This is a genomic window from Paraburkholderia sp. XV (assembly GCF_020177535.1).
Taxonomy (GTDB): domain Bacteria; phylum Pseudomonadota; class Gammaproteobacteria; order Burkholderiales; family Burkholderiaceae; genus Paraburkholderia; species Paraburkholderia caribensis.
The window spans coordinates 1-19,016 of sequence record NZ_JAGUUD010000019.1; the positions used below are offsets into that span (position 1 = coordinate 1).

General features: G+C 56.8%; 20 protein-coding genes and 1 pseudogene. 11 read left to right on the forward strand and 10 right to left on the reverse strand.

Annotated features, from left to right (window positions below):
- Positions 1–403: 403 nt before the first annotated feature.
- Both KFO72_RS12540 and KFO72_RS12545 read right to left on the reverse strand, forming a co-directional pair.
- Positions 404–583 (reverse strand): hypothetical protein, encoded by a 180-nt coding sequence (locus tag KFO72_RS12540; protein ID WP_225032245.1) that lies wholly within the window; start codon positions 581–583, stop codon positions 404–406.
- A 675-nt stretch (positions 584–1,258) separates the two neighbouring features.
- A complete protein-coding gene (locus tag KFO72_RS12545; protein WP_225032246.1) occupies positions 1,259–2,845 on the reverse strand; it encodes a methyl-accepting chemotaxis protein in 1,587 nt (528 codons plus the stop codon).
- A 581-nt stretch (positions 2,846–3,426) separates the two neighbouring features.
- Here KFO72_RS12545 and KFO72_RS12550 point away from each other — a divergent pair.
- The 5 genes from KFO72_RS12550 (at position 3,427) to KFO72_RS12570 (ending at position 6,779) form a co-directional block, all read left to right on the forward strand.
- On the forward strand, positions 3,427–3,738 hold the full coding sequence (locus KFO72_RS12550; RefSeq protein ID WP_054931389.1) for a DUF2282 domain-containing protein: 312 nt from the start codon (positions 3,427–3,429) through the stop codon (positions 3,736–3,738).
- A 28-nt stretch (positions 3,739–3,766) separates the two neighbouring features.
- Complete coding sequence (locus tag KFO72_RS12555; RefSeq protein ID WP_225032247.1) at positions 3,767–4,690, forward strand: DUF692 domain-containing protein; 924 nt, start codon at positions 3,767–3,769, stop codon at positions 4,688–4,690.
- Position 4,691: 1 nt separating this feature from the next.
- Positions 4,692–5,474 carry a DUF2063 domain-containing protein gene (locus KFO72_RS12560; RefSeq protein ID WP_412101780.1) on the forward strand — a complete coding sequence of 261 codons (783 nt, stop codon included), beginning with the start codon at positions 4,692–4,694 and terminating at the stop codon, positions 5,472–5,474.
- Positions 5,474–5,980, forward strand: coding sequence for a DoxX family protein (locus KFO72_RS12565; protein ID WP_225032288.1), 507 nt, complete (start codon positions 5,474–5,476; stop codon positions 5,978–5,980). The genes KFO72_RS12560 and KFO72_RS12565 overlap by 1 nt, the downstream gene beginning before the upstream one ends.
- Before the next feature lie 61 nt (positions 5,981–6,041).
- Entirely contained in the window at positions 6,042–6,779 is a 738-nt protein-coding gene (locus KFO72_RS12570; RefSeq protein WP_225032289.1) for a YkgJ family cysteine cluster protein, read from the forward strand.
- A 30-nt stretch (positions 6,780–6,809) separates the two neighbouring features.
- On the opposite strand, the gene KFO72_RS12575 is transcribed toward KFO72_RS12570, so the two are convergent.
- The 3 genes from KFO72_RS12575 to KFO72_RS12585 are packed head-to-tail and all read right to left on the reverse strand — an operon-like array spanning position 6,810 to position 8,815.
- Positions 6,810–7,451, reverse strand: a complete 642-nt coding sequence (locus KFO72_RS12575) for a DUF1109 domain-containing protein (protein ID WP_107202504.1) — start codon at positions 7,449–7,451, stop codon at positions 6,810–6,812.
- On the reverse strand, positions 7,448–7,993 hold the full coding sequence (locus KFO72_RS12580) for a sigma-70 family RNA polymerase sigma factor (protein ID WP_082670530.1): 546 nt from the start codon (positions 7,991–7,993) through the stop codon (positions 7,448–7,450). Before KFO72_RS12580 ends, KFO72_RS12575 begins: the two co-directional genes overlap by 4 nt.
- 15 nt (positions 7,994–8,008) lie before the next feature.
- Complete coding sequence (locus KFO72_RS12585) at positions 8,009–8,815, reverse strand: SDR family NAD(P)-dependent oxidoreductase (protein ID WP_225032249.1); 807 nt, start codon at positions 8,813–8,815, stop codon at positions 8,009–8,011.
- Positions 8,816–9,102: 287 nt separating this feature from the next.
- On the opposite strand from KFO72_RS12585, the gene KFO72_RS12590 reads away from it, so the two are divergent.
- Positions 9,103–9,690: a TetR/AcrR family transcriptional regulator gene (locus KFO72_RS12590; protein ID WP_060609582.1), complete on the forward strand. Its 588-nt coding sequence runs from the start codon at positions 9,103–9,105 to the stop codon at positions 9,688–9,690.
- Positions 9,691–9,703: 13 nt separating this feature from the next.
- On the opposite strand, the gene KFO72_RS12595 is transcribed toward KFO72_RS12590, so the two are convergent.
- The 3 genes from KFO72_RS12595 to KFO72_RS12605 all read right to left on the reverse strand — a co-directional run bounded on the left by KFO72_RS12595 (position 9,704) and on the right by KFO72_RS12605 (position 11,658).
- Entirely contained in the window at positions 9,704–10,642 is a 939-nt protein-coding gene (locus KFO72_RS12595; RefSeq protein ID WP_318248447.1) for an HD-GYP domain-containing protein, read from the reverse strand.
- Positions 10,636–11,277 (reverse strand): DUF1109 domain-containing protein, encoded by a 642-nt coding sequence (locus KFO72_RS12600; RefSeq protein WP_054931395.1) that lies wholly within the window; start codon positions 11,275–11,277, stop codon positions 10,636–10,638. Before KFO72_RS12600 ends, KFO72_RS12595 begins: the two co-directional genes overlap by 7 nt.
- 123 nt (positions 11,278–11,400) lie before the next feature.
- Complete coding sequence (locus KFO72_RS12605) at positions 11,401–11,658, reverse strand: lactonase family protein (protein ID WP_225032250.1); 258 nt, start codon at positions 11,656–11,658, stop codon at positions 11,401–11,403.
- 335 nt (positions 11,659–11,993) lie between these two features.
- On the opposite strand from KFO72_RS12605, the gene KFO72_RS12610 reads away from it, so the two are divergent.
- A complete protein-coding gene (locus tag KFO72_RS12610; RefSeq protein ID WP_225032251.1) occupies positions 11,994–13,172 on the forward strand; it encodes a lactonase family protein in 1,179 nt (392 codons plus the stop codon).
- A gap of 403 nt (positions 13,173–13,575) precedes the next feature.
- Here KFO72_RS12610 and KFO72_RS42525 read toward each other — a convergent pair.
- Positions 13,576–13,713: pseudogene (locus KFO72_RS42525) on the reverse strand (aminotransferase); the annotation flags it as partial.
- 539 nt (positions 13,714–14,252) lie between these two features.
- Between KFO72_RS42525 and KFO72_RS12615 the strand changes: the two are divergent.
- The gene (locus KFO72_RS12615; RefSeq protein ID WP_225032252.1) at positions 14,253–15,818 is read left to right on the forward strand and encodes a methyl-accepting chemotaxis protein; all 1,566 of its coding nucleotides are present in this window, start codon (positions 14,253–14,255) and stop codon (positions 15,816–15,818) included.
- 21 nt (positions 15,819–15,839) lie between these two features.
- Here the strand turns inward: KFO72_RS12615 and KFO72_RS42530 are convergent, their stop codons facing one another.
- On the reverse strand, positions 15,840–16,136 hold the full coding sequence (locus KFO72_RS42530; protein WP_412101779.1) for a DUF2866 domain-containing protein: 297 nt from the start codon (positions 16,134–16,136) through the stop codon (positions 15,840–15,842).
- Between the two features lie 568 nt (positions 16,137–16,704).
- Here KFO72_RS42530 and KFO72_RS12625 point away from each other — a divergent pair.
- From KFO72_RS12625 to KFO72_RS12635, 3 genes are all read left to right on the forward strand, one after another.
- Entirely contained in the window at positions 16,705–17,256 is a 552-nt protein-coding gene (locus KFO72_RS12625) for a sigma-70 family RNA polymerase sigma factor (RefSeq protein ID WP_082433849.1), read from the forward strand.
- Positions 17,238–18,206, forward strand: coding sequence for a DUF4880 domain-containing protein (locus KFO72_RS12630; protein ID WP_225032253.1), 969 nt, complete (start codon positions 17,238–17,240; stop codon positions 18,204–18,206). Before KFO72_RS12625 ends, KFO72_RS12630 begins: the two co-directional genes overlap by 19 nt.
- Before the next feature lie 139 nt (positions 18,207–18,345).
- Entirely contained in the window at positions 18,346–18,810 is a 465-nt protein-coding gene (locus tag KFO72_RS12635) for an Lrp/AsnC family transcriptional regulator (protein ID WP_224101328.1), read from the forward strand.
- The last annotated feature ends 206 nt before the right edge of the window (positions 18,811–19,016 follow it).

Here is a 19,016-nt window from a genome sequence, read left to right on the forward strand (position 1 = left end):
CAGGAGCAGGAGCAGGAGCAGGAGCAGGAGCAGGAGCAGGAGCAGGAGCAGGAGCAGGAGCGAGAATATCCGCAAGATGGCTACGAGTGGCGAAAGCGTTCGACCGCTCGACATCGTGTACTTAACCACGAGTTGCAGTGAGACCCGCTGGCGCGGATATGCAGACACTGCTCCGTTTGTCTGCAAGCCGCGCTTCGGTGGCATCGCCACCCCGGGCCGCACGGCCCTATCTCAAAATTAATAAGCGTTACTGAATGAACATCCGTGGCAACGCATAAATGGACAACCCCGGAGCAACTAGCCTGTCTTCCAACAGAATGCCTCTACAGGCGCCCGCGACGTCCAGGAGACGCGGCATACCAACAGGCCAAAGCCAAACCCGCCTACGACCCCTCAAACGGTCTCAAACGGTGCCCGCGTTCACCCCTCGCGCAAAAAGCATTTCCCTGCAAAGACTTGCAGCCGAAACGTGAAACAACCTCAAGAAAACCCCATGCTGGTCAAGAAACCCGTGCGACGAGGGTAAAAGCCCTGCCGCCTCAACTTTGATAAATAATTGATCTATAACGATTTTATTTTCCATGGCAGGATTCCTTCCTTCATTAGGCTAGCGAGTTCCCGCGCACGTCCCTCGTCAGAAGGTCGAGCCGTGCGATGGACGACTGCGCCCTAATGCCCAGGCCTGCCATCTGTTGTTTCTGTTCATGCGGCCTATGCGCTCCGATCCTGTTTATGCATACCTGTGAAACAATCGAGCGAAGAAAGCGAAGACGTTTTTCTTGTTTTGATACAAACACTTACCTGTTCAACTTGAGGTAACGTTTCACGATAATTGACCTAAGCCTAGTGTTATTGCCCGTTTCGGCAGGTTTCGTGCATCGTTACCCTGATTTGGGTGAATTAGTAGTATTTGTTACGTAACTTGTCGTGATCAATACCAAAATCGGTGCAATAACCGCGGTTGTACGGTCGATTCACCAATAGACGCACGCCAACAGGGAACGGAGCCATGCGGGGACACGCACGTAAACGAAACATCCTGGGCCGGAAGACGACGCGGGGGGTACGTGCGGCGTTGTCCATTCACCTCAGCATGAAAGCCGGTGACGCGCATTCGTTGACTCGTGACGCTCGTCGTCCTCCGAGTGCAGATACAGACTTGTGGTTCCGATTGAGGCGAGTCCCAGGTTATCGCGAACGTCGCGGAATCCAGTCTCTATAGCGACTACGTCCAACGCATGCCGACTGCGCTCAATCATTAGCCATGCTGTTCCTTGCGGGCCGAAGTCTTGAAGACACTGACGGTGTCCAACAACCTCTCGGCTTGAGCGATGAGCATTTCGGTCGCGGTCCCGGACTGTTCGACCAAGGCCACGTTTTGCTGTGTAGTGCCTTCAAGATGTTCAATCATGCTGCGGACCTCTCCAATTTGTTGGGTTTGCAGCCGACAGGCGTCGTTGATCTCGCCCATTATGGAAGTCACGTTTCTCGAGGCAACAATCACTTCTTCGATAGTTTGCCCTGCAATCTGAACCATCCTGCCGCCTTCGCTGACGCGTGCGTCGCTCTCTTTGACGAGCGATTTAATTTCCTTTGCAGCCTCGGCGCTTCTCTGGGCAAGTATCCGCACCTCGCCGGCGACCACTGCAAACCCCTTTCCGTGACCGCCGGCCTTCGCCGCTTCGACGGCAGCGTTCAGGGCGAGAATGTTCGTCTGAAAAGCAATGGCGTCAATGGCCGAGACGATCTCTCCAATGCGTCGGGACGACGCGTCGATTCCATGCATGGTTTCTACGACACGCCCGACTGCGTCTCCTCCGTTGCCTGCAGTGAGAGATGCCTTGTTCGCCAGCTCATCCGCCTGATTCGAGTTCGCTGCATTTGCTGAAACGCTCGAATCGAATTCGCCCAATGCGTTTGTGGCCTGCTCCAGTGCTGCGGCCTGCCTGCTCGTGCGCGCACCAAGATCATTAGTTCCATCTGCGATCTCGCGGCTGGCTTGCACGACACCGCCAGCGGCTACGCGGACCTGGTCGACGATGTTTGTGAGACTGTCGCGCATCGCTGCGACCGTTGCCATGACGCTGCTGGCATCGTCAGGTCGCGCGGGAGACGGTCGTGAGAGGTCACCATCTCGGATCGCGCTTGCGAATGCGATCATTGCACGCGGGTCGGCGCCAAGGGTCCGGGAAATCTTGCGAGTTACATACCAGACGACACCGAAGCTCAGGATGCTCGCGGCGGCGGCCAGGCCGGCCATCAAGATCCCGAACTTGACACTGATTTCCCGTGCTTCGTCACCTTCGGTGGCGCTGAGAGATTCTTCATAGTCAATCATGGTATTGACGGAAGCAAGCCATGCGACGAGTGCGGGTCTCGCACTGTCAAGCAGAACCCTTCGAGCTTCGTCCAAATCACCTTTTGACTGCAGGTCGACGACCTGGTCGATCAGGGGCAGTGCGCGTGTCTGCGCCGCCTTGATTCCGGCGTAAATTGATTTCTCTTCATCGTTGACGTGCGACCCATTCAGAAAAATCTTTTCGAGCGGCTCCGATGACTGGTCATAGTCATGCTGGAGCTTTCTGATGTTCTGAACGACAGATGGAAGTTCGTCCTTCCCCACCAAGGTCACGTCACGCAAGGCGATCGAGCGGTCGTGTACGCTTCCTCGAAAATTGATCGCGTATCGTTCCTTGACCCCGTTCAGATCGATAACATCGTCGAGCCGTTCCCGAATACTTTGGACCTGAGCGATGGAAACTGCGGCTAAGGTAACGAGTGCGACGATCACGACACCAAACCCGGTGATCACCGTTGCTCGCAGGCTTTGAGTTGGAAATTTCATGTTCGCCCCGTTTGCACATTGTTATGGCGACGACGCTGGGCGGTCTTCATCACGTACATAGTTGTTGACCAACCATTCTGTGCGTCGAAGCTTCTCCTGCGCACTTCACTGCAGCTAGTGTCATCACCGTCAAGTTAATTCGTTCTCGACACGCAGCCGGTTACATCGGAAAGTGGATATTAAAAACGGGCATATCGACGACCGAAGGAGTCGCGTTTTCGGGGACCGTCAAGTCTACGGCGGGTACGCGATGCAAAGACATCGTTAGCAGGTAGCCCCAGTGAAGCCTTCTTCGCCTGACGTTGCGTCAGCTAAATATCGTGACAACGGAACCCGACAAAACAGGCGTCGTTCTGCCAGTCCCATTGCTCGGAAAGCATGAACATGCGAATTCGTTCGCGCGGTACCACTCGCTCGTGCGCCAGGCAGTGAGCCGACGACGTGGCAGGCTGAGCTTTCTTCGGACTGTTCGCTGACACAGGTTTAAAAAGATTTCCATATCGATGTAACCGAATCTCTCCAGACGCGAATTTACTTAGGTACTCGCATTGGGTACCACCAACAAACTACTGGAGAGAAACATGTCCGCAAAGACAGTTGTGAATGCAGCGTTGCTTGCAGGCGCGGTTGCCAGCCTGCTGTCGTCCGTTGCCAATGCTGCGCCTCTCACAAACGCCGAAGTTTCGGCGGCTACGGCAGCGCACAAGGAAAAGTGCTACGGGGTAGCACTGAAAGGCCAAAACGACTGCGCTGCGGGTCCGGGCACCACCTGTCAGGGTACGTCGTCGGTCGATTTCCAGGGCAATTCGTGGAAGTTCGTTCAAGGCGGCACGTGCACCAGCATCTCGGTTCCCGGCGGTGGTCACGGCTCGCTTACGCCCATGAAGTCCTAACGTCGTCGGCTGGAATCGGAGACTCGCGATGAGAACGATGGCCCACGCAGATGTCGTTGCCGTTCATCAACGTCTTCGATTCCCAGCTTCGAACGACTCGAGACGGATCGGCACCAGTTTTAAGCACGAGCATCTTGCCGACATTCTTGATGCGCGACCTCAGGAAACGTTCTTCGAAGTTCACGCCGAAAACTATATGGGCGCTGGCGGACCTCCGCATCGTGCATTGGAAAGCTTGCGGCGCGAACATCCATTGTCGGTTCACGGTGTGTGCATGTCGATTGGCGGCCCTCGACCGCTCGACTCCGCACACCTGAAGCGATTTCGCGACGTGTGCTTACGGTACGAGCCGACACTAGTCTCTGAACATCTTGCGTGGTCAAGTCATGGTGGCGCTTTCTTTAACGATTTGCTGCCGCTGCCATACACACGAGAAACGCTCGCACTGGTTTGCGCTCATGTTGACCAGATTCAGGACGTAATTCGTCGTCCGCTCCTGCTTGAGAATCCATCTACCTACGTTCGCTTTGCGTCGTCAACGATGACGGAATCTGAGTTCCTGAAGACAGTGGCAGATCGGACGGGCTGTGGTCTTTTGCTCGACCTGAACAACGTGTTCGTGTCCGCGACGAATCACGGCTACGACGCGCGCACTTATCTGGAACAGTTTCCGCTGGATGTTGTTGGAGAGATTCATCTCGCCGGGCACGCCGAGCAACTCGATGACGAAGGTGATCGGCTACTGATAGACAGCCACGACCGGGCTGTCTCTGACGCGGTATGGAGTCTCTATGAGCACGTCATTGAACAGCGCGGCCCGATGCCTACGCTGATTGAATGGGACAGTGACCTGCCCGAATGGAAAGTGCTCTGGAATCAGGTCATGCAGGCCCGCATTCGGATGATGAGAACCAGCGCAAATAGCACGGAGGAGGCAGTCCATGATCTCTGAACTGCACGGCGATGTAGCCGACCCGAGTTATGCCGCCTCATTCGTCTCCGGGCTACTTGATCCAATGGCGCCGCCGCCGGACGACGTGGTTGCGAGAGACGGGAAGGGCGTGGCGTTGCGTTACAACGTGTATCGAAACAACGTTACTGTAAGCCTGATTGATGCACTTGCTGCCGTGTATCCTGCCGTGCGACGCATAACAGGAACTGAATTCTTTAGGGCGATGGCGCGTTTTCATGTTCGTGTGACGCCGCCGGCTTCGCCTTTGCTGTTTGAGTACGGTCGCGACTTCCCGGCTTTCATAGAAAGCTACGAACACGCGCGGGAAATGCCGTGGCTTGCCGATGTCGCTCGTATCGAGCGCGCGTGGCTCGATGCGTATCACGCAGCGGATGGGCAGGCCATGAGTCAGGAGGTGTTCTCGGCGGTCGCCCCTGACCGCATCGGGTCGCTGTGCTTCACGCCTCATCCATCTGCGTGCGTGACGCGCTCTAACTATCCGGCCGTCTCCATTTTCGCGATGAACCGTCGTGATGAACCGGTCACTCCCATCTGCTCGGCTGAAAGCGAGGACGCTCTGTTGACGAGGCCAGATCAGGATGTTCTTGTGTCCAGGCTTCCACCAGGTGGTGCGGTGTTCCTCAAAGCGCTGATTGATGGCGCGTCTCTCGGCGAGGCCGTATCAGCGGCGTTCGAAGAGACGTCTTCCTTTGACCTGCAGGGCAACCTGGCAGGAATGATCGAGTCCGGAGCCTTTACCGGGATCAAATTCGGAGATTCATGATGATTTCTCAAAGACAATCGAACGACCGAACCGATGGTGCGAATGTGGCCACTCTCATCGGCATCGCGAGCCGGTTCATCCAGACGCTGGCACAAACCTCGTTGACACAGCTCGTGCTACGGTTAGCGCTTTCGGTGCCGTTCTGGAAATCAGGCATGCTCAAGTGGCATGGCTTTCTGAAATTGAACGATACAGCTATCACCCTCTTCACTGATGAATTCCAGTTGCATTTGCCGGGAGGGCCGTACCATTACCCGATGCCGGCGGTGTTTGCGTTTTTATCTGGCTGCGGCGAAGTCATGTTTCCCGTGCTGCTCGTGCTTGGATTCGGTACGCGTTTTGCAGCAGTAGGCCTGTTTCTCATGACTTGCATTATCGAAATCACCGTTCCTGACGGATGGCCGATCCACATCACCTGGGCCGCGATGGCGCTCGCGATCGCAGCGTGGGGGCCGGGCAAGATTTCGATAGACCAGCTTCTCGCGAACAGGGCGAGATGGGCATAAGGCGATTCACAATCCACAACCGGTCGGATCCAAAGACATGACGGTCCATTTCTCGTGCACGATGTGCGGCAAGTGTTGCCACGGCCTACGGCTTCCTCTGAGTCTCAGCGAAGCCGGAGAGTGGCTTCGACGCGGAGGAGACGTGCAACTGTTCTGCGAAGCAATTCCATGGCCTGTTGAACCCGAAGAAAGCAATCTGCAGGCACGCCACAAACGACGCAGGTCTTTCGCGGCGTTGAGCGGAGACCTGCCAATTCGCGTTGTCGTGAGCGTTGTTGCTTCGTTCGATGGGCCGTGTCCGAATCTGCTGCCGGACATGCGATGCGGGGCATACGAAGCACGACCGCTTGCATGCCGTATCTATCCCGCTGAAGTGAATCCGTTCATTGAGTTGGTTCCTGCTTCCAAGTCGTGTCCATCGGAAGCCTGGGCAGCAGACCAGCCAACATTCTTGCAGGGCGGCCGGTTGGTGAATTCTGCAACGGTGATTGCTGCCGAGCGATTTCGTCTCAACGACTATCATGACGCCGGGATCAGGGCGCGGCTTTGTGATGAGCTTGGAATCGGAGTCGCATCGCTTGCGAACGAAGGCTTCGTCATCCATTCGATACAGCGTGACGTGATGACTGACGCGCTAGCTCGCATCGATAGAGACGCTGGAGCGGGTGTGGAACCAGCGAACTGGCAGTTCGTTACGAACAATACCAGCACTCGCGACACACTTCTGGAAATAGGTGCGCACGTTTATGCACACGAAACCGCATCATCTAGCCGGACCATGCAGTATCTGGCTTTCTGATGCGCACACGTCGCTAACGACTGGAGAGGATTACCAGCGCAGCAGCTTTGGCCCGAGTGCGGCACCCAGGGCAGCAACGAGGACCATCCCCAGCACATACCAGATGCTCCAGAAAGCCGGGCTCATTTCCGGGCAATGAAGGCAGTACGCGATGGTGGCGATGGAACTGGATAGCAATCCTGCCGACGCGCCAGCCAGTCTAAGGTTCGTTGGTGCGAGGCTCTTCACCGCGACGAACACAGCGATAAAGCCCGGAATCGAGAGCATCAGAATGTTGAATGGGCAGGTTCGCCAGGACATCCCGAACAGAAGAAGAGGGCGGTCTTGCGGTTCTGCCATGCAGACAAATATCGCGCCCGCTAACCAGACCAAAGCTATCGGCATACCCACCAGCAACTGCGCTCTGCCGATTTTCGCTCCCGGTCGTGAAAGGCGAGTAGTGGCAATAAGGGCGCCAATCGCAATACACGTGGGAAGAGCAATCTTCGCGAGGAACAATCCAGTGTATGCGACGGATGCCAAATCCGGGCGCAGCCCGAATTTCCACTGCATTAGCAACAGTGCGCCAAGGGCGGCAACGAGCAACGCCAAAGTAAAGCGACGCGCTGCTGTATCGCGGCTCACAGGCTCTGCCCCGGTCGCGAGCAGGTCGACAAGTTCTTCTGTTTTCATGCTGTGCCTCTTACCAGGGCGGCAAGTGCTTTCAGTCCCCGGTGAACACTGACCTTGACGGAAGCTTCGGACAATCCGGTCAGATGCGCAGTCTCAGCAACGGATCGTCCTTCCAGCTTGACATGCAGGATCGACATTTTCTGCTTGGCCGGCAGACTCGCCAGCAACTTGCCGATATCCCGGCGTGCATCGGCGGGCTCATCGTCCGTCGATGCAAAAATATCGTCCTGGTCGTCGATAGAATCAGTCAAGGCGTCTTTGCGCGCTCGGGTCCGGAAATAGTCCGTGAGTTTATACCGGGCTATTGCATGTATCCAGGCCGTCAGCGGTTCGTCAGGTCGATAGGTGTGGCGAGCATTATGTACGGCCAAAAGGATTTCCTGTATCAGGTCTTCGACGTCATCCTGCATGTGGGGCAGACGCTTTCGCAAATAGCCGCGAAGGTGGCGGGTCAGATCTGCGAGGAAGTTGCGATACGCACTGGCGTTTCCTTCAAGTCCCGACCGGAAAGACGCTTTCAGACTGGTTTCGGCGTTGTACAAGAGCTTTCCCCAGCTTCACAGCGCCGAATGATCGCGAACCGCCTCCGCGAGTTGCGATTTGAGACCGGCGAACCGCCGGTCCAGGGCTGCTGGGTCTTCTCTGTTGCGGGCAATCATCTCTGCTCGTGCCTGGCCGCCCCGGATGACCTCGAAAGCGTTGGTACGGATGCCATCCAGGATTGCCTCGGCCACCGCTGACGCTGGTTCGCGCACAAATCCCAGGTCTGGGCCAGCTTTCGACGTCTGCATCATCGGTGTATCGGTTGCCCCTGGATACACGGTCATGACATGTACACCTTCATCCGCGAGTTCGCGGCGCAACGCCTCGCCAAACCGGGAGAGCCCAGCCTTTACTGCCGCATAGGTTGTGTAAAAGGGCATACCGATCAGCGCGATGCCGGATGCAACATTGATCACGAGCCCTTCACCGCTCTCGCGCAGCTTCGGCAAGGCAGCCTGGGTCAACAGAATCGGAGCCAGCAGGTCGACGTCTATCATCGCGCGGATTTCCGCTTCCGTCGTGTCTTCCAGCCGTCCTGCCCGTACGCCGCCGGCGTTATTGACCAAAACGTCCAGGCCTCCGAGCGCGTCAAGAGCGCCATTCAACGTTGCCGCACGGCCGGAATCTGTTGACGCATCCGCGACGACTGCGCTCGCCGCGATGCCAGCTGCAGCCAGCTGTTTCACCGCGTCATCGAGAACGGCGGCCCGTCTGCCGGTGATTACGATGCGGGCTCCAGCCGAGCCGAGCGAGTGCGCCAGTGCAAGTCCGATTCCGCTCGAACCCCCAGTTATCAAGACGCGCTTTTGCTGTATTTCCATAGCTCTGATGTTCTATGTGAGACGGGTCGTTGGATGAACGTGAGTGCGATTACACGCCCAGTCGAAAGCAGATTCGCTGCCACCTAGGAAGCGAGGGATGAGCATGAAAGGCTGTGGCATTCCCCGCTGCGATGCGTTGGTCCACCCGGGATACGGGCGCAGCGCACGACAGCGCAGAAAATCGATTCACATTGGGTAGTTTTAGAACGATTGCTTTAGAATAGCCGAACGGAAAATTGCATGCAACATCACGCCCCGGTAGCATCGGTTAATGGAAAGAGGAATCTATGGCTCGACCGAGGGAGTTTGACGAAACAGCGGTGCTAGACGCGGCCGTCCACCAGTTCTGGCTTTACGGTTACGAAGCGACGTCGGTGCGAGACCTTGCACAGAGCATGGGAATGACGGGCGCCAGCCTATACAACGCATTCGGAGACAAGCGCTCCCTGTTCCGAAAGGCACTGGCACATTACGTTGCAAAGAGCTTCGGCGACCGGGTATCGCGCTTTGAGCAACTGCCGCCGCGAGATGCAATCGTCGCGTTCTTTGACGAAATCGTCGATCGCTCGATTTCTGACGAAGACCGAAAGGGGTGCCTCCTGATTAACTCAGCGCTTGAGGTCGCGCCTCACGATCCCGAGTTCCAGGAAACGATCGCTGGTGTCCTCGTAGAGGTTGAAGATTTTTTTCGACGTTGCGTATCCGCAGGTCAGCGCAGCGGCCATATCTCCGACGACCAGTCCGCTGATGACCTTGCGCGCATTCTTTTGAGTACGTTGCTCGGAATACGGGTGCTTGCACGCGCCCGGCCCGAGCGTGCGCTTCTCACAGGATTACTGCGCCCCGTGCACGCATTGCTGGGCTTACAGGTCTGAGGCCACGGCTTTGCTACCGCGCCAGGGGCGCGAGGTACGTATCCCACGCCTTGCCGACGATTCGTGCGATCAGTTCTTCGTCCGGATCTGCCTGGATATCCGCAGCGTTCGCCAGCTTGCCCGACGGCTCGGGGATAGCCAGAAGTCCGGTGAAGGTGTAGCCACCGTGACAGACGGGGCAAAAAATGGATGCGCCGACAGTGGTTTCTCGTTTGACCACCATGGTCGGGCCACATCCAAAACAACGCTGAAGCGGAATGCCTTCGTCGCTATGTTCGACAATGTGGTAAAGATTTTCAGCCCTGCCCAGTTGCAGGAATGCTTCGCCAAATTGCCGGTCGAATTGCGTGCCAAGATTCTTGGCGATGATCGATAGCGCTTGCTCAACGGGCATCCCTTTGCGATACGGGCGATTGCTCGTCATCGCGTCGAACGCGTCGCAGATGCCGATGATTGCCGAAGCTCGAGGGATGGCGCTGCCGGAAAGGCCCTGAGGGTAGCCCTTGCCATCGGGACGCTCATGATGCGAATACACGGCGTCGAGAACAACCGCGCCCAGAGGGTGCTGCGCGAGCAGCGTCCGGCCGACGTCTGGATGTGTCTTGATTGCGGCGAACTCCTCATCCGTAAGCCTGTCGGCTTTCTTCAATACCGCGTCGGGGACTGCAATTTTGCCCAGATCGTGAAGGAACCCACCGATGGATACGACCCACGCGTCCTTATCGGAAAGTCCTGCCTTGCGCGCCAGCATATTCGCAAATCTCGAGACCCTCCATAGATGACCACCCGTGTAAGGGTCGCGCGCCTCTACGACCCACGCGAGCGATAACAGACTCGTCAGGAGACGGTAGTCAGAAGGCGGCGCCACCTCATTTTTTCCGAGGAAGTAGTTGGCGAGTCGAGAGATCATCATTGAACGGTTGAAGTGTTGTCGAAATTGCCGAGTTACCATCGGAGCAAGCGAGGTCCGAGCAATGCGCCTGCTACTGCAGGAACGCACATGCCTGGCACGTACCAGGTCGCCCAGAAAACGGGACTCATCTCCGGGCAATGAGCGCAGTAGACCGTTGCGCCGAGCGCACCTGACAATAGGCCTGCCGCAGCGCCGGCAACTCTCAATCGTGTTGGCGCGAGGCTCCGCAGGGTTCGGGTGATTGCGATAAAGGCCGGGATGGAAAGGAGCGTTATGTTCAGTGAGCACGTGCGCCATGTGCGGCCGAGAATGAGCGAAGCGCGCTCGCCTGTCGACGTGTTCACCAGCAGATAGGCTCCCCAGCAAGCGACGCACAGGATGGGGAGCATCCAGCAGACGGCTGGAACACCAATCGGGACGCCCGGATAGGAGAGGCGCATCGTGACCATCGCCACGATGCCGGCGAGAGATACGGGAAGTGCTAACTTCGCCCAGAAGACGGGAGCAAAGAGCATCTCTTCAAGATCAGGATGAAGACCGTAGAGCAGCACCATCAAGATACAGGATGCGCCAACTGCATACGCTATCGACGGCCAGAAGCGGCTCCAGGGGACCACCTGGTCCACCGGGTCCAGATCTGATACCAGTAGTGAGATTAGCGTGTCTGTTTTCAATCTGGCCTCATGCGTCTCTGCGAGGCAGGAGACGAATCCTCAGGGATGCATGTACTTATCGTGCGATGCGCGCAGGTGGCAAGGCAACTTCGCATCAGACAGGCGACGCGGAGGGCCTGCCGGTTAATTCGCACCCGGAAGATAAAAGGTTACACGGAGATCTCTTTGACGATTTCGATCAAACGTCCGGAAGGGTGCAACGGTTCCGCCGGTCGCGAGACTTCGTACATCAACAACGACATACTTGCCGTCGGGAGACAGTGCAACCTGCGTCGGGAGCAGGCTTGGCTGAATTGTCCTGTGCTGGCCGATCTCCGTCAGCTTACCGTCCGAGCCGACTCGATAGGCGTCGAGCTGCTGCGAACCGTGCTGATTAGTCATGTACAGCACGCCGTTTGCAAACGCGAGTGACGTTGGCACAACACCCCCGTTGTCGATGTCGCGAGGGGTGTTGGGTTGGCGCCGTTGCGATCGACGGAAAACACGCTGACGGAATTGTTGCCTGCGTTCGCAACGAAAAGGCGGGATCCATCCAAGCTCACAATGACGCTGTTGTTGCCGTTATCGTGAGAACCTCCGCATACGGCGAGCATGATTGATCATTCTTTGTTTGCGTGTAACCAATCACCTCTGGCGAACGAAGTAGGTGTTTGTCGGTTGTCGAAAGACGGCGACTCCCCCGGTGACGAACATCTAACTCCAGAAATAGGTGAAGAATGAAACTCAGGCTGGCAGCGGCGGCAACTATGTCTGTCTTCCTCGCGGCATGTGGCGGATCGGATAACAGCAAACCCACTACGACTGTTGCGCAACTCTTCGCACAGACAAATGATACAAACAACGCCGTGGTTCACTTCACCCGAAATCAGGACGGAACCCTGGTCGCAAAGGGTAGTGTGCTGACGGGCGGCAAGGGCACAAACGGCGTCAATTACTTCATGGGCAACATCACTGCTCCTGATGCATTGACCAGTAACAACAGCGTCATTGTGTCGCCCGACAAGTCGCGCTTATTTGTAGCGAATGCGGGCGACAATTCCGTCACCACGTTCGCGATTGGTGCGACCGGTGACCTCACGGTGCAGGCTGTATCGCCAACAGGTGGTGTACGCCCAACTTCGCTGGCATTTTCAAATGGCGTGCTCTATGTTACCCATCAGCAGGGCGCGCAGGAGCTAGGCGCATATCGCGTGGGACAAGACGGGAAGTTGACGCAGATTGCGCAGTATGTGGTCGCGAATCAGGATGCCCTTCCGACACAGGTCGCGATCAGCCCCGACGGAAAATTTGTCGTCGTGAATGGCTTTCTTAAGTCTGTATCTCCGGTGACGCCGCTTAACATGCTCCTTGCGTACCCGATCAACAGCGATGGTTCCCTCGGAATGCCAGTGTCGAGCGCTTCAGCAGGTGTTGGTCCGTTTGGCGGTCGCTTCGCGTCGGGCCCGTTGTCGTCTGTCTTTGCGGTGACGGAAGCTGCAGGTGGCACAGCGAGTTCATACTCTTTCTCGTCTGCTGGCGCTTTCAGTGTCCTTAGCGGACCAGTGACAGTTACGGGGCAGCAGGCACCGTGCTGGATTTCTCTCACACCCGATAATCACTTCGCTTATGTGGGAAATGGCAGTGGGGCTGTTTCACTGTTCGCGCTTGACGGCACCGGCAAGCTGAGCCTCGTGAATGCCGTCGCGGCGACGGAGACACCGGTAGCGGGCCAGACGTCTGCATTCGCAAACGACTCCTGGATAAGCCCCGACGGGAAGTTCCTGTACCAGGACTATGCGGGCGACGACAAGATTGTCGCGTACTCGATTGGCAGCAATGGTTCACTTGCGAAGATTGGAGAGCAACCGGCAAACACCCAGTCAAAGATAAGCCTGCAAGGCCTCGCAGGTATCTGAGTGGCAATCGTGGCGTGGAGCGGCGGTCGTAACCATGACATTGCGACCGCTGCACCGTTGCACCGCTGCTATGTCTTAGCGCTTAGATTCGGGCCGTTATCTGCGGTGATGTTCTGGTCGAGCGCTTTCTGAACCGACGCCACAAGGGTATGCAGTTCGCCTTTGATAGGCCCGTACACATCAGGATCCAGCAGTGCAAAGGCCTTGTGAGTCGAACGATGCGCATCGAGCGCCAGAATAGATTTCGATGAGTCCTTGTCTCACCCTCCACTCTCTGCAGAGTCGACTCGCGATGGCAACGTCCTCCGTCGCTGCCAAAAACCCTGCGCCGGCTCAGTTCGCCGTGGTGAGTTCGATCGTCGATTAGGTTCCTGAATTGGCGCGCTATTCAGCGACGCCGACGACTGCCGAGTTCCCAGACACCTATTTCTTTAGCATCGTCTATAGGCATCTTCTGCGGATCGCCGACCGCGTGCGGTGCATGCTGGACGGCATCGACGATGATGTACCGATCTGGTTTCCGCGCACGCGCGTGTTCGATAGTGCTTACTCCAGCCGTTCCGAAACGCCACTGCTACCTACACCAAATTTAACGGTGCGAACGGCACGGGTCAGGGAAGCGCGAACATTTTTCGCAGGTTGCGCCCTTTCGTTCATCGCTTATGTCTCTTGCCCGCGATCGCATGTTATCGAAAGTGCAAGCCCATGAAGAATCGCAAACTCGACGAGGAGTTGGGAGGGGCAGCCGCGTCTTAATGGCGCTGCGCGTATGCCAGCACAGATCGGTTTCACGAAACCGATGACGAATGTCGAGATTTAAAATGTACTGAGAGTAAATGTTTTCTGCGTGCTTTCGCAACGTATATCGGCTAGCTTTTTCAGGAAACCGAAAAAAATACGATTAACTTTTCTTATCGTTTGCGAAAGAAATTTGTTCTTGATTGAATTCTCCGGGAGCAGCCTTTTTCGGAAGTTCAAACCTTCGCGGGAACCGTTGAAGACAGGCGTGAGCAGAAAACTTTAAGGGAACTGGATGCGTGCCGACATACGTAATATCCCCCCACTTGGCGAAAGCGAAGCATGAAATCCATGACTGTCAGTAAAAAACTCGGCTTGGCATTTGGCCTCGTCGTACTCATATCGTTAGTCGGCAGTGCGATATCGTTAGTTAATTTTCTAAAGCTTAATCAGGCAAACGGATGGAATGTTCACAGCTATCAGGTGCTGCGAGCCAACGACGACATGTTGACGAACCTGGTGAACATGGAAACCGGTGTGCGTGGCTTCGTTGTGTCAGGCGAAGAGCGGTTCCTCGAACCCTATGCTGCCGGCCGTAAGCAGTTCGCGAACTCGTTCGACCTCGCCCGCAGCCTGACCGCAGACAACGCTGCGCAGCAGCAGCGCCTCGAAACGTTGCGCGACATGCATCAGAAGGTCGCAGACATCGACGAGAAGCTGATCGCGATGCGGCGGGATGTCGACGCCGGCAGGCAGCCTCTCGACCGTCTGATCGACTACTTTAAGCAGGGCAACGACAAGCAGTTCATGGACCGCTATCGTGCCATTTCGGCAGAACTGAGCAACGCCGAACAGTCTTTGCTTGATCAGCGTTCGGGCGAAGTCAGCAGCATGACGGTGTCGACAAAGCTGGCGCTCGCCGTCTCGGGCGCGCTTACAGTTGTCATTTCCATCGTGCTCGGTGTCTTCATCACCCGGGGTATCATGCGCGCGTTGGGGGGTGAGCCGGCTGAGGCTGCCAAAGCAGTGCAACGGGTTGCGGAAGGTGATCTGGATGCGCGCGTTACGCTTGCGCCGAATGACCGGGCGAGCGTGATGGCGTCGGTCGAATCAATGCGGCAGCAGCTGCGCGGTATCGTTTCGGATATCCATTCCACGGCAGAAACCATTACGAACTCGGCGGGCGAGATCGCGCAAGGTAACCTGGACTTGTCGCAGCGCACGGAAGAACAGGCGGCGTCGCTGCAGGAAACCGCAGCTAGCATGGAGGAGTTGACATCCACCGTACGTCAGAACGCCGAAAACGCGAAGCAGGCAAACGCCCTTGCCGGAAAGGCATGCGAGGTGGCGACGCGTGGTGGCGAAGCGGTGAATGAGGTGGTCGATTCCATGCGCGCAATATCGGCCAGTTCGGGCAAGGTGGCCGACATCATCACCGTGATCGAAGGCATTGCTTTCCAGACTAATATCCTTGCGCTGAACGCCGCGGTCGAGGCAGCCAGGGCGGGCGAACAGGGCCGTGGCTTTGCAGTTGTGGCAGGCGAAGTGCGCACGCTAGCCCAGCGCAGTGCCAGCGCGGCCAAGGAGGTCAAGGAACTCATCACCAGTTCAGTGGAAAGCGTGGCAAAGGGCTCAGAGCAGGTGGAGAGAGCGGGGGCGACCATGTCCGACATCGTTCAGTCAGTGAGGCAATTGACGGACATCATGGGGGAAATCGCGTCGGCGTCGGACGAACAGGGAACGGGCATCGAGCAGGTGAACGTGGCGGTGGGACAGATGGACTCGGTGACGCAGCAAAATGCCGCGCTGGTTGAGCAGGCGTCGGCTGCTGCGCAGGCGATGGCGCATCAGGCTACGTCGCTTCGGCAGGCGGTCAGCGTATTCAAACTCGGGCACTCGCCCGTGTGAAATCAGACGCTGGTTTGCTGGTCACGTCGATAGCGATGGCTTGCCACGACGGCGCAAACTTGCTGGGGGCTCCGGCCCATCATCGCGTAGCCGGTGTCGGGATCCAGACGGCGCAGACTGAATCAACGCTATCACGGCCGTCGCCGTTGTGTGAGGGCCGACTGCTTGTCGAACGACGCAGCCTGTACGATCCAGCCACTCGACGATCCGGTACGTATGGCCAAAGGGATGGCGAATTTCCAATGAAATTCGGCATCCACGAAGCTTCAACCCGTCAAGTTCATTAGATTGTTTATTACGCGCCATGTCTTCACTCATGTTCACGTCGATATTGCATCGCAGTCTAAGTGTGGATACTTAGAATAAACTTAAAAGATGGTCAGTTGACCTGGAACGGAGCCGAGCACTTAGCTATCTGAAAGATGCGATCGCGAGAAGGGTGCAATACATCATCCCTTCGCAGAGCGGCACTTCGTTTTGACGCTCGATGCCGTTCTTTTTGAGTAGAGCGTGCGGACGCATCTTGTTCACGCAAAAGCACAGGTGGACCACGTGGCACAGACGAGTGCCGCGCCAGTCGACCTCGATGAAGCGGCGGTGTGACTGTCAAGTTGCGCGGAACGATGACCGTTTAGGTCAATTCCCTAAGCGCCACCTTGGGCGAACAGTCCCTGGCGAACACCAACGGAAAAATTGTTGTTTCGGTACTACGGCGCGAGTAAAGTCCTGAATTGACTCCAGTAAGTGGGGCGTTGGTTGCAAATTGCACGACGACATCGGAATATTGAAATGGCATACTAAGGCTAGGGCGCTTTTCAGATAGAACGTTCTGCGGACGCGAAGCGCCGGAATGCCGCAGGCGCCGCGGGCTCGTACACGGTGCCAGATGAGCAAGGTTTCAGATCTAATACGACCGGCGGCGAAGCTAGTTATGGGCGAAGAACCTGCTCGTTCGCGCGCGGCATGGCTCGCAAATGAATTTCGGTCAAGCTACGGATGGTTGAAATCGAAGCTGCATCGTCGCCTCGGTTCGGCCGCTGATGCTGAAGACCTCGCTTCGTCCTCGTTTGTCGAGCTTGCGGGGGTTGAAGACCTTGCCTCTGTCCGCGAGCCGCGCGCACTTCTGACGGTCATCGCTCAACGGCTGACTTACGAGTTGTGGCGGCGACGGGACCTCGAACGAGCGTACTTGGAGTCGCTGGCACACAGTGATGAGCCCGTTGCGCCGTCCGCCGAATCCATCTCAGAGATTTCCCAGGCACTCGCGCTCATCGACCGGGCGCTTGATGGACTATCGCCCAAAGCAAAAAGCGCCTTCATATATAGTCAGGTGGATGGATTGACCTACGCAGAGATAGCCTCGATTCTGGGCGTATCGTCCAGTATGGTCCGCAAATACATCGCCCAAGCGCTCACACGATGCTACCTGATAAGTTAACTGCGTCCGATGACGTTCCTACGCATGATGTCGCCATCCAGGAGGCAATCGAGTGGGAGGTGGCCTTGCGTGCCGGCGACGTTTCATCTGATGAGCGTGCCAGATTCGAGAACTGGCGGCTTGCAGACCCGTCCCACGATGCCGCTTGGGCGAAGCTCCAAGCCCGGCTTAAAAAGTTTTCTGCACTCGAGGGTGCCTCAAGTGCCGCGGTTCGGCGAGCCGTAGATGAACCATCGCACACGCGGCGGCGACTGCTGAAGATTGGCGCAGGCGTAGCCACTGGTGTGCTCGCGGGTGTCGGCACGAAAGAACTGATTAAAGCTTTTGCACTTGATGCGGACTTACACAACGGCGATGCGGCTCCGGAAAACGTGGCGCTCGACGACGGCGTGCGGCTTACGTTGGGTGCGTCCACACGTGTCTACGTGCCGGCCAAGGGCCCACAGGGCGACATTTTCGTCGCCTCTGGACAGATTGCTACCGGGGCTCGCACTGAGACCAGTAGCCTGATAGCCGTCAGGACGCGCGACGGCATGGTCCAGACCAGTACCGCCAAGCTGAGCGTGGATGCCCTGCGAACGCATACGGTTGTGGCCGTGCAAGGCGGGGACGCTATCCTTACTGACCGCAATGGAGGGCGTGTGAAGGCCATCGACGGAACGGCGTGGTCGCTTTCCTCGCATCGAATTCAGCGGATGCCAGAGACGTCGTCGGACATTTTCGCGTGGACAACAGGCACCTTGGTCGTTCTTGACCGCGCGGTTCCCGATGTCGTGGAAACGCTCGGACGGTACTTCAAGGGCTATGTCCGTTTTCCCAGTGCTGCATTGAGCCGACGAGTCAGTGGCGTCTTTCCGCTCGACGACATCGAAGCCTCCCTAAGGCAACTCGCTGAAGGACTAGGGCTTAGTCTGAACTTCTACGGGAAGGCCCTTGCAATCGCCACCTGAGGCGATGCGCGACTGACCGCATCTTCCACCGGCAAAAAAAACTTGCCGACCGGTGTCACTTTTCTTCGCTGGATGCACAACGCAGATAAGGGGAGGCGATTTTCTCTCCCGAAGCCAGTGTGCGACGAACGGAGGAAACGTGATTGACCACATCGACAAGGCAATCCTATCGGTCCTACAACAGGACAGCACGCTCTCTGTGGCTGACATTGCAGACCGTGTGAATCTGTCAACGACCCCGTGCTGGCGCCGGATTCAAAAGCTTGAGCAAGACGGTGTCATTGCACGCCGTGCCGTGTTGCTCAACGCGGAGAAACTCAACCTCGGCGTTACGGTACTAGTGGAAATCAAGACTGCCCAGCATACGGCCAAATGGCTCAAGCGGTTCTGTGAAGTGGTCGCCGATATTCCAGAAGTGGTGGAGGTATACCGCATGAGTGGGCATATCGACTACATGTTGAAGGTCGTCGTTCCTGATATTGCCGCGTACGACGGCGTCTACAAACGCTTGATTAGCGAAGTGGACATTTTCGACGTGAGTTCGAGCTTTTCCATGGAAACAATCAAGCACACGACCATCCTTCCGCTGAACTATGTCTCATGAGCGAATCTCGTCACGACAGTCACGCTGTGGGGACAGGATTCCTCGCCGGGGTGCCGCGGTGGAAATCGATTTCAGAATTCGAAGAGGCGGCGAATTGTTTCGAAAAAACGTTTCAGAACGGGTTGTTAGACTTTTCTCTGTCGGTGAAACGGTTGATGTCGGTGCTTAGGTAGGCTGGAAACGCCTCGTTGGCGAGATGGCGGCGG